The organism is Serratia sp. B501 (genome assembly GCF_051172315.1).
GTDB lineage: Bacteria > Pseudomonadota > Gammaproteobacteria > Enterobacterales > Enterobacteriaceae > Serratia > Serratia ureilytica.
The window spans coordinates 220,503-235,405 of sequence record NZ_JBPIZB010000004.1; the positions used below are offsets into that span (position 1 = coordinate 220,503).

12 protein-coding genes are annotated in these 14,903 nt (G+C 61.6%); 2 read left to right on the forward strand and 10 right to left on the reverse strand.

Annotation, left to right across the window (positions count from 1 at the left end; all coding sequences use genetic code 11):
- Nucleotides 1-8: 8 nt before the first annotated feature.
- Entirely contained in the window at nucleotides 9-1,010 is a 1,002-nt protein-coding gene (locus ACSBQV_RS14575; RefSeq protein ID WP_099785609.1) for a zinc-binding alcohol dehydrogenase family protein, read from the forward strand.
- Between the two features lie 31 nt (nucleotides 1,011-1,041).
- Here ACSBQV_RS14575 and ACSBQV_RS14580 read toward each other — a convergent pair whose 3' ends face one another.
- The 4 genes from ACSBQV_RS14580 to serB all read right to left on the reverse strand — a co-directional run bounded on the left by ACSBQV_RS14580 (nucleotide 1,042) and on the right by serB (nucleotide 6,324).
- Entirely contained in the window at nucleotides 1,042-2,475 is a 1,434-nt protein-coding gene (locus ACSBQV_RS14580) for a glycosyltransferase family 39 protein (RefSeq protein WP_099785611.1), read from the reverse strand.
- Between the two features lie 133 nt (nucleotides 2,476-2,608).
- Nucleotides 2,609-3,883: a multifunctional transcriptional regulator/nicotinamide-nucleotide adenylyltransferase/ribosylnicotinamide kinase NadR gene (gene nadR / locus ACSBQV_RS14585; protein ID WP_033641798.1), complete on the reverse strand. Its 1,275-nt coding sequence runs from the start codon at nucleotides 3,881-3,883 to the stop codon at nucleotides 2,609-2,611.
- A 58-nt stretch (nucleotides 3,884-3,941) separates the two neighbouring features.
- On the reverse strand, nucleotides 3,942-5,327 hold the full coding sequence (gene radA, locus ACSBQV_RS14590; protein ID WP_099785613.1) for a DNA repair protein RadA: 1,386 nt from the start codon (nucleotides 5,325-5,327) through the stop codon (nucleotides 3,942-3,944).
- A gap of 19 nt (nucleotides 5,328-5,346) precedes the next feature.
- Nucleotides 5,347-6,324: a phosphoserine phosphatase gene (serB, locus tag ACSBQV_RS14595; protein WP_033641797.1), complete on the reverse strand. Its 978-nt coding sequence runs from the start codon at nucleotides 6,322-6,324 to the stop codon at nucleotides 5,347-5,349.
- A 110-nt stretch (nucleotides 6,325-6,434) separates the two neighbouring features.
- Here serB and ACSBQV_RS14600 point away from each other — a divergent pair, with 110 nt between their 5' ends.
- Nucleotides 6,435-7,118 carry a YtjB family periplasmic protein gene (locus ACSBQV_RS14600; RefSeq protein ID WP_033641796.1) on the forward strand — a complete coding sequence of 228 codons (684 nt, stop codon included), beginning with the start codon at nucleotides 6,435-6,437 and terminating at the stop codon, nucleotides 7,116-7,118.
- Between the two features lies 1 nt (nucleotide 7,119).
- Here the strand turns inward: ACSBQV_RS14600 and yjjJ are convergent, their stop codons facing one another.
- From yjjJ to ACSBQV_RS14630, 6 genes are all read right to left on the reverse strand, one after another.
- A complete protein-coding gene (yjjJ, locus tag ACSBQV_RS14605; RefSeq protein WP_099785615.1) occupies nucleotides 7,120-8,463 on the reverse strand; it encodes a type II toxin-antitoxin system HipA family toxin YjjJ in 1,344 nt (447 codons plus the stop codon).
- A gap of 137 nt (nucleotides 8,464-8,600) precedes the next feature.
- A complete protein-coding gene (gene deoD / locus ACSBQV_RS14610) occupies nucleotides 8,601-9,332 on the reverse strand; it encodes a purine-nucleoside phosphorylase (protein WP_004933059.1) in 732 nt (243 codons plus the stop codon).
- 166 nt (nucleotides 9,333-9,498) lie between these two features.
- Nucleotides 9,499-10,722: a phosphopentomutase gene (gene deoB, locus ACSBQV_RS14615; protein ID WP_033641795.1), complete on the reverse strand. Its 1,224-nt coding sequence runs from the start codon at nucleotides 10,720-10,722 to the stop codon at nucleotides 9,499-9,501.
- 193 nt (nucleotides 10,723-10,915) lie between these two features.
- Nucleotides 10,916-12,241 (reverse strand): thymidine phosphorylase, encoded by a 1,326-nt coding sequence (gene deoA, locus ACSBQV_RS14620; protein WP_099785619.1) that lies wholly within the window; start codon nucleotides 12,239-12,241, stop codon nucleotides 10,916-10,918.
- Nucleotides 12,242-12,307: 66 nt separating this feature from the next.
- Entirely contained in the window at nucleotides 12,308-13,087 is a 780-nt protein-coding gene (gene deoC, locus ACSBQV_RS14625; protein ID WP_099785621.1) for a deoxyribose-phosphate aldolase, read from the reverse strand.
- 370 nt (nucleotides 13,088-13,457) lie between these two features.
- On the reverse strand, nucleotides 13,458-14,735 hold the full coding sequence (locus ACSBQV_RS14630; protein WP_004933076.1) for a NupC/NupG family nucleoside CNT transporter: 1,278 nt from the start codon (nucleotides 14,733-14,735) through the stop codon (nucleotides 13,458-13,460).
- Between the last annotated feature and the right edge of the window lie 168 nt (nucleotides 14,736-14,903).

A 14,903-nucleotide genomic window follows, 5' to 3' on the forward strand; every position in this document is an offset into this window, starting at 1 on the left:
GCACAATCATGTCGATAAAAGCCATTGCCGTAGACCCGCAGAACCCCGCCGGTTTCATCGAAATCTCACCGGAGATGCCGGTGCCCGGCCAGTACGATCTGCTGGTGGAAGTGAAAGCGGCCTCGGTCAACCCGGTGGATACCAAAGTGCACGCCGGTCTGCAGAAAAGCGGCCTGCAGCAGCCGCGCGTCCTCGGCTGGGACGCCAGTGGCGTCGTGCTGGACGTGGGCAGCGGCGTCAGCGGCTTCAAGCCCGGCGATGAAGTGTGGTACGCCGGCGACATCACCCGGCCCGGCAGCAACAGCAGCCACCAACTGATCGACTCTCGCATCGCCGCGCACAAACCGCGCAGCCTGAACTGGGCGGAGTCCGCCGCCATGCCGCTCACCGCCCTCACCGCCTGGGAGGCGCTGTTCGAGCACCTGAACATTCAGGATGCGCCGGAGCACAAGACGCTGCTGATCATCGGCGGCGCCGGCGGGGTCGGCTCGCTGGCCATTCCGCTGGCCGCGCTGCGCAGCAAGGTGAAAGTGATCGCCACCGCGTCCAGGCCGGAATCCGCCGCCTGGTGCCGCGAGCGGGGCGCCGACCTGGTGGTGGACTACCGCGATTTGAAGGGCAACCTGGCGCAACACGGCATCGAGCAGGTGGATTACATCCTCTGTCTGAACGATACCGACGGCCACTGGCCGGCGATGGCCGAACTGATCGCGCCGCTCGGCCATATCTGCACCATCGTCGAGAACGCGCAGCCGTTGGATCAAAACGCGCTGAAGCTGAAAAGCGCCGCGCTGCACTGGGAATTCATGTTCACCCGCAGCATGTTCACCACCCCGGACATCGCGCAGCAAGGCCGGATACTGCAGCAGGTGGCGCAACTGCTGGACGACGGCAAGCTGAGCACCACGCTGAGCGAAACCCTGCACGGGCTGTCGGTAGACACGCTGACCGCCGCGCACCAACAGCTGCTCGACGGCCATATGCAAGGCAAGCTGGTTATCGCTTACTGAGTTCGCATCGCGGCGGCGTTCTGCGCCGCCGTTACTGCGGGCGAACGAAGCCGACGCACAGCACCTGCTCGTCGCTCTGCGGATCGGCGCGGAAGGTCAGCGTCTGCTGCCAGTCGAGGCGCATCTTCGGCCAGTGGGCCAGTTCGCCGCCGAAGTCGCTGTGCGCGCAGTCTTCACCCAACCGACCGAACAAGGCGACGCCATGCTGCGCAATCTGCGGATAGCTGATGTTGACGTTGTAGATGTTCGGCCGCGTATGATTGGACCAGCGCGTAATGGTCTGCGGCCGGGAACCGGCATACACCGTCATCCACTGCGACAGGTATTCGCCGCCGACATAACGCAGACTGACGCCATACCGCTCCTGCCACAGCTGCTCCACTCCGGCGCTGAACGCCTTGATGCCCACCATCTTCTGACCGGCATTGCACACGTTGCCCAGCATCACCGCGGCATACCCCAGATAGACCGCCAGCGCCGCGCACATCAGCCCGAGGGTCGCCGCCCGCAGCGAACGCACCGGCGGCTGACGCACGCAGCCGACCAGCAGCGCGGGCGCCAGCATGAAGAACGGCTGCAGCCACTCGGTCAAGCGGCCGCCGACGTTGAAGGAGAACCAAAAGGTAATGATGCCGAGCGGCAGCAGGTAGATCCACAACAGCACCCGCATCGGCAAGGCTTTCGGCCAGGCCAGCACCGCCCCGCTGCGGCGCAGGATCCACCACAGCACCAGCGACGGATAGAACACCAGCAGCAGCGACTGCAGCATGTCGAGATTGAGCTGCATCTTGATCTGCGAATCCACCCACTTAAAGGCGGCGAAGTCGTGGTTCCACAGCCAGAATACGTTCGGCAACACCAGCGCCAGCCAGATCGCCACCGCCAGATAGAACTGCGGTTGGCGATAGCAGCGACGGATCTGCGGCACGAACAGCGTCGACAGCGCCGCGAAATAGACGAAGGCGAAGGTCGAATACTTCGCCATCATCGCCAGACCGGCGGCCAACGCGAAGGCCGGCCACCAGTTGGCCGAACGGGAAATCGCCATGTGGAAGAACAGCGCCATCCACGGCCACAGCATCACCAACAGGTAGTTGTCGTTGTAGGGAATGATGTCGAAATTGATGATGCCGGACAGGTTGAGCGTCAGCAGCGCCATCCAGGCCAGCGAAGTGCTGCCGCTCAGGCGTCGCGCCAGCAGCCAGACGCCCAACATGCCGATGGCGATGGCGATGAAGTGCCCGCCGTACCAGTAAACGTTCAGCGGCAGCCACGACAGCCAGATCGCCGGCTGCATCGCCGCACCGACCAACCAAGGATTTTTCGGTGAGCCCCACTCGCCGTTGAGGCCCCAATTGAGCGCCTCGACGGCGTCGTAAGGCAGGGTAGGATCGAGATGAACGGTCAGCAGCGTCCAGGCTGCGGCATAGCAGATCAACCAGAGAGCGAGTAAGCGATAAGACATGTCTTCTTCTGAGCGTTATTGTAAAGAAAACCTTAACGTAGTCGCTACCGAATGAACCATGTTTAAACAGGCCTTTAAATGTGCGTCCGTGCGGCCGTTTCTGCCGCGCGATCGCACATTACGCTAATTTTTCTCAGCCTGCGGCGTGGCGCTGGGCGGGCGCATTCGCCAGCCGACCGGCGTCCGCCGCCAGCAGCTGTTGCACCAGCTCGACACAGCGCAGGAAGCGCTCTTCGTAATCGCTGGACTCAACGTGCACGTACTCGATGTTGTTGGCGCGCAGCATCTCCTCCAGCAGGCGCTGGAACGCCAGGCGATCGGCGGTGCTGCCGAGACTGCGCAGGCCGTCCGCCACCCACGGCGTGTTGTTTTCCAGCAGGATCACCAGATCGAAGCGGTATTCGTCGATCAGCGCCTGCACGAAGGGATGCTCACGCCCTTCGTACTTTTTGCAAAACGCCTGAGTGGTGACGAAATCGGTATCGATAAACGCCACCTTGTTGGCGTACTTGACCGCGAAATCCACGTATTGCGCCTGCCCGAGGGCAATTTTGTCGTAGTCGGAGTACTGCAGCGCCATCTCGTCGCCGCCCAGGTGCGAGAACACGTAATCGCGGCCATATTCCCAGGCGCTGGTGGTGTTGAAGATGTTGGCCAGCTTGTTGACCAGCGTCGATTTGCCGCTCGACTCGCCGCCGAGGATCGCCACGGTGCGCACGAAGAACGGTTTCACCTCGGTCGGGATGTAATCCCAATAACGGAACGGATCCTGACGGATCTGATTGCCGCTGATGTTCATGAACGAGCGTTCGGGGTCGACCAAAATGGTTTCGATGCCCAGATGCTCGCGGTAGCGCGGCGCATCCTGCGCTTCGCTGGAATAGATGAAGCTCGGCACGATGCCCTTCTGTTCCATAAAGGCCTTCATGCCGTCGCTCCACACGTTCCAGCCGTGCGGGTACGGTTCGATGCCCTGCTCGTCGAACGAGTGGATATGGATGTTTTTCTGGTACTTGAAGGTCTGCAGCAGCCAGCGCAGGCGATCGCTGACCGTCGGCTGTTGCGACATCGAACTGTTCTCGAACAGCTCACGGTCGCGCGGCTCGTCGTGGCACAAGATAACGTGCAGCTCATCCACCTGGCTGCAGGCGCGCTGGATCAGATAGATGTGGCCGGTGTGCAGCGGGTAAAATTTACCAAACACCACGCCGACTTTGACCTCTTTGCGCGGGAACTCCAGCCCGAGAAAACGGTGCAGCGCCTCGAGCTTTTGCGCGCTCGGGCTTTTGATCTTGTCGTTCAACAGCTGGCTGAGATAGCCTTTGGTCATGCCGCTGGCATCCGCCACCTGCTGCAACGTGCAGCCCTTTTGCTTGATGGACGTCTTCAGGTAATCAAATTGCGGCATGGACACCTCCGTTTAGTATGCTAAACAAAATAGCATATCTTTCTCGCCGTCGGCGACATTAATAAAACCCTTCCAGCACGTCCAGCGCGTCCGCCAGCTTCTTGACCCCGAACACCTGCATATTGGCCGGCGGCTTTTTCGGCATATTGCCGTGCGGCACGATGGCGCGTTTGAAACCGTGCTTGGCCGCTTCGGCGATCCGCTCCTGGCCGCTCGGCACCGGACGGATCTCACCCGCCAACCCCACTTCGCCGAACACCACCAAATCGTTCGGCAGCGGCCGATCGCGCAGGCTTGAGACCAGCGACATCAGCAGCGCCAGATCGGCGCTGGTCTCGCTGACCTTCACCCCGCCGACCACGTTGACGAACACGTCCTGATCCGACATCTGCAGCCCGCCGTGCCGGTGCAGCACCGCCAGCAGGATCGCTAACCGGTTCTGCTCCAGCCCCACCGCCACGCGGCGCGGGTTGGACATCATCGAATGATCCACCAGCGCCTGGATCTCCACCAGCAACGGCCGGGTGCCTTCCCACACCACCATCACCGAACTGCCGGAGGTAACTTCGTCGCCGCGGCTGAGGAAGATAGCCGAAGGGTTGCTCACTTCGCGCAGCCCCTGTTCGGTCATGGCGAATACCCCCAGCTCGTTGACCGCGCCGAAGCGGTTCTTGTGGCTGCGCAGGGTGCGGAAGCGGGAATCGGCGTCGCCGTCCAGCAGCACCGAACAGTCGATGCAGTGTTCCAGCACTTTCGGCCCGGCCAGCGAGCCGTCTTTGGTGACGTGGCCGACCATCACGATCGCCACGCCGCGCGTCTTGGCGAAGCGCGTCAGATAGGCGGCGGTTTCCCGCACCTGCGCCACGCTGCCCGGCGAAGACTGAATGTCCGCCATGTGCATCACCTGAATCGAGTCGATCACCATCAGCTTCGGCTGTTCCTGCTCGGCGATCAGGCAGATCTGCTCGATGCTGGTTTCCGACAGCATGTTCAGGCTGCCGGTCGGCAGCCCCAGACGGTGGGCGCGCATCGCTACCTGCTGCAGCGATTCCTCGCCGGTGACGTACAGGGTTTTCATCTGTTCGGACAGTTTGCACAGCACCTGCAGCAACAGGGTGCTCTTGCCGGCGCCAGGGTTGCCGCCGATCAGAATGGCGCTGCCGGGCACCACGCCGCCGCCCAGCACGCGATCGAACTCGAGAAAGCCGGTGGTGAAGCGCGGCAGCGCCTCAAGGCTGATTTCCGACAGCTTCTGCACTTTGCTGACGCCGGCGTCGCCGGCATAGCCGCTGAGGCGATCGTTGCGCGCCGCAGCGGGCGACGCGGCCAAACGCACTTCCGTGATGGTGTTCCAGGCATGGCAGGCGCTGCACTGCCCCTGCCAACGCGGATAGTCCGCCCCGCACTCATTGCACACAAATGCCCGTTTTGCCGCTTTTGCCACGTCTTACCTCAATATTTCGTTATCGCACTTCGTGTTTCAGGCTGCCGGTGAGAATACACAGCACGCCCATCAAATCCGCATGCCGGATCGCCACCTGCGCTTTTTCATATACTTTCGGCTTGGCGTGGTAGGCGATGCCCAGCCCCGCTGCCTGCATCATTTTCAAATCGTTGGCGCCGTCGCCGATGGCCACGGTCTGCGCCAACGGGATCTCCAGCTTCTCCGCCAGCCGCAGCAGCGTATCGGCTTTGAACTGCGCGTCCACCACCGGCCCCAGCACTTCGCCGGTCAGTTTGCCGTCGCGGATCTCCAGCTCGTTGGCCGCCGCCGCCACCAGCCGCAGCCGGTTGCGCAGGTATTCGGCGTAGTAGGTGAAACCGCCGGAGGCGATCGCCACATGCCAGCCCATCGCCTGCAGCTTGCCCACCAGGCTGGTCAGCCCCGGCATCAGCGGCAGCTCGTCGCGCACCTGCTTAAGGATGTTGGCGTCGGCCCCTTTCAACGTGCCGACGCGCTGGCGCAGGCTGGCGGTAAAGTCCAGCTCGCCGCGCATCGCGCGTTCGGTCACTTCCGCCACCTGCTCGCCGACGCCCGCCAGCTTGGCGATCTCATCGATGCACTCGATCTCGATCGCCGTTGAATCCATGTCCATCACCAGCAGCCCCGGCGTGCGCAGGTGCGGGATTTTGCCGAGCGGCGCCACATCCAGCCCGCTCTCCGCCGCCAGCAGCTTGGCGCGCGGCGTCAAGGTGCCCGCCAGCCGCACCACCTGATAGTCGTCCACGCCCCAGGCGGTGACGATCACCATCGCCGCGCCCAGCTTGCGTTGGAATTGGGTAATGCGCGCCTTGTCCAGCTCCCTGCCATATAACAGCCACCCGGTATTGCCCGCCCGGTAGTCCAGCGGCATCACTTCGTCGCCGCTGAGCGAAAGGGGAAGACCCGGCCATTGAGAGATCTCCGCCGGAAGATCGCAATAGGTCAGACTGTTTGACATCATTGACTCCTGAATGGACAAAAACGCTGCATGATAAAACGACGCATCAAGCTATCCTATCGCCAGCGGTTCTGGCAACATAAAGTGTCCCCGATGCCCAAGGAACCTGCATGGCTCGCGCTAAACTGAAATTTCGCCTGCACCGCACCGCTATTATCCTGATTTGCCTGGCTTTGCTGGTGCTGCTGATGCAGGGCGCCTCTTATTTTAGCCTGAGTCACCAAATGGCGCGATCCGAGCAGGTTGAAGAGCTGGCGCAGACGCTGACCAAACAGGTCGCCTACAGCCTGGCGCCGCTGCTGGACGACGACGGCAACAATCCGCGCATCGACGCCATCCTCAAGCAGCTCACCGATCACAGCCGCATTCTCGACGTCAGCGTGTATCAGCTGGACGGCACGCTGGTCTCCCACGCCGGGGAACAGATAAGTATACGCGATCGCCTGTCGCTCGACGGCAAACGCGCCGGCAGCTACTTCAACCACCAGTTGGTCGAATCCATTCAGGGCAAAGACGGCCCGATCGGCTTTATCCGCATCACCCTCGACACCCACGTGCTGGCGACCGAATCCAAGCAGGTGGACAACACCACCAACCTGCTGCGCCTGATGATCCTGCTGGCGCTGGCGATCGGCATCATTCTGGCGCGTACCCTGTTGCAACACCGCCGCAGCCGCTGGCAGCAGTCGCCCTACCTGTTGACCGCCAACACGCCACTGGAAGAAGGCAATACGGTGGAAGACGATGAAGACGATGCGCCGGAGAAAAAACAGGAAGCGCCTAAGCAGGGGTAATTCAGGCCAGGCGTTGAATGCGTTCGTGCAACTTCTGCAGCTGCGCCAGCATTTGCTCGGCAATCGCGCGGAAGGCTTCGCTGATGTCGTCATGTTGCGCCGTTCGCCGCCAGAACTCGAGAGCCAATAGCTCCGCTTGCCGCCAGACAGCGCCGCTCACCTCGTTGCTCAAACGGATCTCCACCGCGTCATGGCGCAGATTGCCGCTGCTTGCTGGGGCAAAAGCCATCGGCAGCATATCGTACAAAGGCGCCAACGTGACCGGCCGCTGCGTTGGCCGCAAGAACGACAGATTTCCCTGGTGCATATCGCTATTGGCGATCAATCGGCCAAAGGCCCAATACAGGGCAATCCGTTGGCAGGCAGAGTGATCGATCACGCCTTGCTGCAATAGCCGATTAGCCGCCACGACCCAGTTGGCATGGCCGCTGCCGCTGAACTCGGCATCCAGCGCCTCCAGCGACACCATCGCCACCCGCCCTTCTTCGCCGATGCGATCAAAGCGCTCTACCTCTAAAAAGCATTGCCGATCGGCACCGAACAGAATTTGCGCCGTTGCGGCAGGCAATCCCGCAGCGGCGATCGTCTGCAACGCCAGCGACTCGGCGATCAGCAAATCGCTCCAGCGCTGTGCAACGACATGCGTCGGCGCCAGACTGAACTTCACCAAAACATGCGCACGATGCCCAGGCGCCAGCTCAGCATAGGCGGCAAATTTGGGTTGTTCGCCGCCGGCGGAGGAACCCACCAACTCCCCGGCCAGCGCCTGGACAGACAATGCGGCGTAATGCTCGATTTTATCTTCCGCCGAAACAGCGACGGCAGTATCCCGCATCAACCAACGCTGATAGCTGTCGGCGCCAGGCAGCAAATCGCCAGTCATGTCTTCGCCATAACGGCAGAGCGCCAACAGGCGTTGGCCTTCATCCCATCGCCGCACATCCTCCGGCAAATTCAACTCGCGTGCCGCCGCTTTGCCCCAGGCTCGCCCGAGAAAGCCAATCGGCCGCAGGTCATTCAGATACCATGGCAGGCCGTCATAGAGCTGCCACTCACCGCTGCGCTCATCGCACACCGCACAGTTATCCGCAGGATACAGCGGGCACAGCGTGGCAAACAGGTGCGCCTTGCCCCGTTCATCAACCCGATACAGCGGAAACTGCCTCTCCCCTCCGATCCCGCGTCGCAACGCATAGCGCGTCGCTCTGCCTTTACCGAGGATCAATACGGCACCCGCCAGTTCGCGGAGACGGCGCGATAACGTTGGCTGACTGATGCCCAACGCTTCTGTCAGTTGACGAGCCGTGGCCGGCCCATGACGCAAAACTTGTTCAACGGTGAGCATCGGATGAATAGATTGGTGAATAGATTGATAGAGGAAGTAATAGCGTTAAACGGCAGAAAGGTAAAGCGTTAGCCAAAAACGGCCATGAGGAGTGAATGGATTGACGGGCGGGCGCCATGACGACGCCCGCCGCGGTATTACGCTTTGTCGCCCAGCAGCACGGATTCCAGCGCGATAACGATCATTTCGTTAAAGGTGGTCTGGCGTTCCGCCGCCGTGGTCGCTTCGTGACGCAGGATGTGGTCGGACACGGTGCAGATGGTCAGCGCCTTACAGCCGAACTCTTCGTACAGCTCCGCCGCCACGCCGTAGATGCCGGCCGCTTCCATTTCCACGCCCAGGATGCCGTACTTCTTCATCACCTGGAACATATCCGGATCCGGGGTGTAGAACAGATCGGCGGAGAAGATGTTGCCCACGCGCGCCGGGATGCCCTGCGCCGCCGCCGCGTCGACCGCGTTGCGCACCATGTCGAAGTCGGCGATCGCCGCGTAGTCGTTGTCCTTGAAGCGCAGACGGTTCACCTTGGAGTCGGTGCACGCGCCCATGCCGATCACCACGTCGCGCAGTTTGATATCGTCACGCACCGCGCCGCAGGAACCCACGCGAATGATCTTCTTCACGCCGAATTCGGCGATCAGCTCGCGCGCGTAGATGGAGCAGGACGGAATGCCCATGCCGTGGCCCATTACGGAGATGCGGCGGCCTTTGTAGGTGCCGGTGAAGCCCAACATGCCGCGCACGTTGTTCACTTCCACCGCGCCTTCCAGGAAGGTTTCGGCGATGTATTTTGCGCGCAGCGGGTCGCCCGGCATCAGTACTACGTCAGCGAAGTCACCCATCTCAGCATTAATGTGCGGCGTAGCCATAATTTTCTTCCTTTAGAAATCTTATTTAATAAAAACGTCAAACATCCAAGCCTTGAATTTCGAGTTGCAGCCAGGCAGCTGGCGGGTGAATCCCCAGGAGCTGACTTGAGTAAGCGACTGGGGTTCACGCGTGAAGCTAACAACGCTGCGGCTTGAAAGACAGGGCTTAGAACAGGGTCTTACCGTAATCCATCGGCGACAGGCCAAAGTAATTGGCGACGGTCTGGCCGATGTCGGCGAAGGTCTCGCGGTGGCCCAGCGAACCCGGTTTCACTTTCGGGCCGTAGACCAGCACCGGGATGTGTTCGCGGGTGTGGTCGGTGCCGCTCCAGGTCGGATCGCAGCCGTGGTCGGCGGTGAAGATGATGATGTCTTCGTCTTTCACCAGCTTCAGCAGTTCCGGCAGGCGGCGGTCAAACAGCTCCAGCGCGGCGGCGTAGCCCGCTACGTCGCGACGGTGACCGTAGGAGGAGTCGAAGTCCACGAAGTTGGTGAACACGATGGTGTTGTCGCCGGCCTTTTCCATTTCGATCAGGGTCGCGTCGAACAGCGCGTCGATGCCGGTCGCCTTCACCTTCTTGGTGATGCCGACGTTGGCGTAGATGTCGGCGATTTTACCGATCGACACCACTTCGCCGCCCTTCTCGTCCACCAGCTTTTTCAGCACGGTCGGCGCCGGCGGCTCTACCGCCAGATCGTGGCGATTGCCGGTGCGCTGGAAGTGGCCCGGCTTGTCGCCGACAAACGGACGCGCGATCACGCGGCCGATGTTGTAACCGCCTTCGGTCAGCTCTTCACGCGCGATTTCGCACAGCTCATACAGGCGCTCCAGGCCGAAGGTCTCTTCGTGACAGGCGATCTGGAATACCGAGTCGGCGGAGGTGTAGAAAATCGGCTTGCCGGTTTTCATATGCTCTTCACCCAACTGATCGAGGATCACGGTGCCGGATGAGTGGCAGTTGCCCAGGTAGCCCGGCAGATTGGCGCGCTCCACCAGCTTATCCAGCAGCGCCTGCGGGAAGCTGTTGTGCTCGTCCTTGAAGTAGCCCCAGTCGAACAGCACCGGCACGCCGGCGATTTCCCAGTGGCCCGACGGCGTGTCTTTACCGGAAGAGAGCTCGCTGGCGTAGCCGTAGGCGCCGATGATGTCGGCGTTGCGATCCAGCCCCTGCGGGAAGTTGCCGGTGGACTCTTCCGCCGCTTTGCCGAGACCCAGACGGCTCAGGTTAGGCAGTGTCAGCGGGCCCTGACGGCCCACGTTGGCCTCACCGCGCGCGCAAACCTCGGCGATGTGGCCCAGGGTGTCGGAACCCTGATCGCCAAAACGTTCGGCGTCTTCGCTGGCGCCGATGCCGAAGGAGTCCAATACCATAATAAATGTGCGTTTCATCTGTGCTCTCCTGCGTGTTCTCACGCTATTGCGACCGCAAAACTGCAATCGCCCTTATTCTCTAAATTTATACCCAATGGATTTCAAGTTGTAGCTAGGCGGCTAGCGCGTGTATCCCCAGGAGCTTACTCAAGTAAGTGACTGGGGTGCACGCGTGCAGCCAACAACGCTACGGCTTGAAAGACGAGGGTCATCACGCTTGAGTGATGCGCTTATACACCACCGGCGTCGCTTCCGGCGCCTTGTCGCTCAGCGTCATTGCGCTGCGCACCGCATCGGCCGCCTGCTGCCAGCTCTCTTCATCGTTGGCGTGGATCATCGCCAGCGGCTGCTGGGAATCCGCCGTATCGCCCAGGCGCGCCATCTCGGTCAGGCCGACGCTGTAATCGATGGCGTCGCTCGCCCGACGGCGGCCGCCGCCCAACGACACCACCGCCATGCCCAGCGCACGGGTATCCATGGCGCTGATGATGCCCGGCTTTTCAGCATACACCGGCTTGCTCAGCGTTGCCGCCGGCAGATAGCTATCGTAGCGTTCGACGAAGTCTATTGGCCCCTGCTGCGCCGCCACCATGCGGCCAAACACCTCCGCCGCCTTGCCGTTATCCAGCACCGCCTGCAGCTTGGCGCGCGCGTCGGCCTCGTCTTTCGCCAGGCCGCCGGACAACAGCATCTCTACGCTCAGCGCCAGCGTCACTTCCAACAGGCGCGGGTTGCGGTATTCGCCGGTCAGGAAGCGCACCGCTTCGCGCACTTCCACCGCGTTGCCGGCGCTGGAAGCCAGCACCTGATTCATGTCGGTCAGCAGCGCGGTGGTCTTGCAGCCCGCGCCGTTGGCCACGCCGACGATCGCCTGCGCCAAATCTTGCGACAGGGCATAGGTCGGCATAAAGGCGCCGGAGCCGACCTTCACGTCCATCACCAGCGCATCCAACCCTTCCGCCAGCTTCTTGGCCAGAATGGAGGCGGTGATCAGCGGGATAGAATCCACGGTGGCGGTGATATCGCGGGTGGCGTAAAAACGCTTGTCCGCCGGCGCCAGCGAGCTGGTCTGGCCGATGATCGCCACGCCGACGTCCTGAATGATTTTGCGGAAGGCGTTATCGTCCGGGAAAATATTGAAGCCCGGAATGGCTTCCAGTTTGTCCAGCGTGCCGCCGGTATGCCCCAGGCCGCGGCCGGAGATCATCGGCACATAGCCGCCGCAGGCCGCCACCATCGGGCCGAGCATCAGCGAAGTCACGTCGCCCACGCCGCCGGTCGAGTGCTTGTCGACGATCGGGCCGTTCAGCGCCAAACTCTTCCAGTCCAGCACGGTGCCGGAATCGCGCATCGCCATGGTGAGCGCCACGCGCTCCGGCATGCTCATGTCATGGAAATAAATGGTCATCGCCAGCGCGGCGATCTGCCCTTCCGACACCACATTGTCGCGAATGCCGTTGATGAAAAAGCGGATTTCCGCTTCGCTTAACGGCTGGCCGTCGCGTTTTTTACGAATAACTTCTTGAGCCAGGAACAAGGCATCCCCCTGTGTCGCCGAGAGTCGGTGCAGACGGGCGCGCCTGGCGCCCGCCAACGATATCGATCAGTAGCCGCCGCCGGCGGTCTGGGTTTGGTGGCCCAGCGCGGCCAGCAAGCTGGCCAGCAGGCTAGAAGCGCCAAAGCGGAAATGCCGCGCGTCGGCCCACCCTTCGCCCAGAATACGATCGGCAAGTTGCAGATAATGCAGCGCGTCTTCCGCGGTGCGCACGCCGCCGGCCGGCTTGAAGCCCACCGTCTTCGCCACGCCCATATCGCGGATCACTGACATCATCAGCTCGGCGCTCTCCAGGGTGGCGTTGACCGGCACCTTGCCGGTGGAGGTCTTGATAAAGTCGGCGCCGGCCTCGATGGCGATCTCGGACGCCTTGCGGATCAGATCGGCCTGCTTCAGCTCACCGGTTTCGATGATCACTTTCAGCAGCACGTTGGCCGCCTGGCAAGCCTGTTTGCACTGTTTCACCAGCTCGAAACCGACCTGTTCGTTGCCGGCGATCAGCGCGCGGTAAGGGAACACCACGTCCACTTCATCCGCCCCATAGGCGATGGCCGCGCGGGTTTCCGCCAGCGCGATGTCGATATCGTCGTTGCCATGCGGGAAGTTGGTCACGGTGGCGATACGGATGTCCGGCGTGCCTTGCTCGCGCAGCGCCTTACGCGCCACCGGGATAAAACGCGGGTAGATGCAGATGGCCGCCGTGTGGCCGGCCGGGCTGTTGGCCTGACGACAGAGGGCGATCACTTTCTCGTCGGTGTCATCATCGTTCAGCGTGGTTAAATCCATCAAGTTCAGCGCACGTTGCGCTGCTGCGGTTAATTCGGTCATAAAACTCTCCAACTGAGTACCTGGGTGTTGGCGAGCGGACTTGGTTCCATGAAGATAGCGCAGGGGAACGGCGTTCCCGCGGCGGCAACTGAGATCCTTCTCACCGCACATGGCCACCCGCCTTGCGGCCGGCCAGTAATAGCTATTTGAACACGAATGCCGGGGGCGATTCGCGTTCATCGTCACACTATATGAAATAGCACTGTAACAGACCGGAATTATATGTGAAGAACATCACAAAATAACGCGATATCGTTCACAAATTCGCTAAAGAAGCGGCTGAAGATCGCGGGTGCGGCGAACACCCGCGTTGCTTAGAGTATAGGCGGAGTCCCGCGATCGGTCGCGCCGACGCGGGCTCAGCGAGGGCTTACAGCGCCAGGAAGAAGCCGGCGATGGTGGCACTCATCAGGTTGGACAGCGTGCCCGCCGCCACGGCCTTCAGACCGAAACGCGCGATGTCATGGCGACGGTTGGGTGCCATGCTGCCCAAACCGCCCAGCAGGATCGCCACCGAGGAGAGGTTGGCGAAACCGCACAGCGCAAAGGAGATGATCGCCTTGGTGTGCGTTGACAGCACCTGCAGGCCTTCCGCCGCCACCACATCGTCCGGGCGCAGATAGGCGCCGAAGTTCATATAGGCGACAAACTCATTGACGATGATCTTCTGGCCGATAAACGAACCGGCGGTCATCGCTTCACTCCACGGCACGCCAATCAGGAAGGCGATCGGCGAGAACACCCAGCCGAGGATCAGCTCGAGCGACAGCTGCGGGTAGTCGAACCAGCCGCCGATGCCGCCGAGAATGCCGTTGAGCAAGGCGATCAGCGCGATAAACGCCAGCAGCATCGCGCCGACGTTCAGCGCCAGCTGCATGCCGGAAGCCGCGCCGGAAGCCGCCGCGTCGATCACGTTGGCAGGACGATCCTCTTCGGCGATCAGCTTCATCGCATCGTCTTTATCGTGGGTCTGCTCGGTTTCCGGCACCATCAGCTTGGCGAACAGCAGCCCGCCCGGCGCGGCCATGAAGGACGCGGCGATCAGGTATTCCAGCGGCACGCCCATCTGCGCGTATCCCGCCAGCACCGAACCGGCCACCGAAGCCAGGCCGCCGCACATCACGGCGAACAGTTCTGACTGGCTCATGGTGGCGATATACGGACGCACCACCAGCGGCGCTTCGGTCTGGCCGACGAAAATGTTGGCGGTCGCCGACAGCGATTCGGTGCGCGAGGTGCCCAGCAGCTTGTGCAGGCCGCCGCCCAGCACGCGGATCACCAACTGCATGATGCCGAGGTAGTACAGCACCGCAATCAGCGAGGAGAAGAACACGATCACCGGCAGGACGCGCAGCGCGAACACGAAGCCGCCGCCGCCGAACACTTCGAACATCTTGTCGGACACCAGCCCGCCGAAGATGAACGAAATGCCCTGATTGCCGTAAGCGATAACGTTTGCCACGCCGTTAGACATACTGCCGAGGATGCTGCGGCCCAGCGGCACGTACAGCACCAGCGCGCCGATACCGACCTGAATGATGAACGCCCACACCACGGTGCGCAGTTTGATGGCCCGACGGTTGCTGGAGAGCAGCACCGCAATGGCGATCAGCACCGCCATCCCGACCAGACTCATGATGAGTTGCATGCAAAGTTTCCCTGTTGCAAAAAATAAAATACATCCCTGCTCATGAAGAGAGGTCTGCTATTGGAGTGTTTCGGGGGGGATTATACTGAGCGAGGTCACCCTCGCACCGATTTATGTCACAAATGTATACAACGAGACGCAAATGAAAATCTTATAACGTGACGCAAG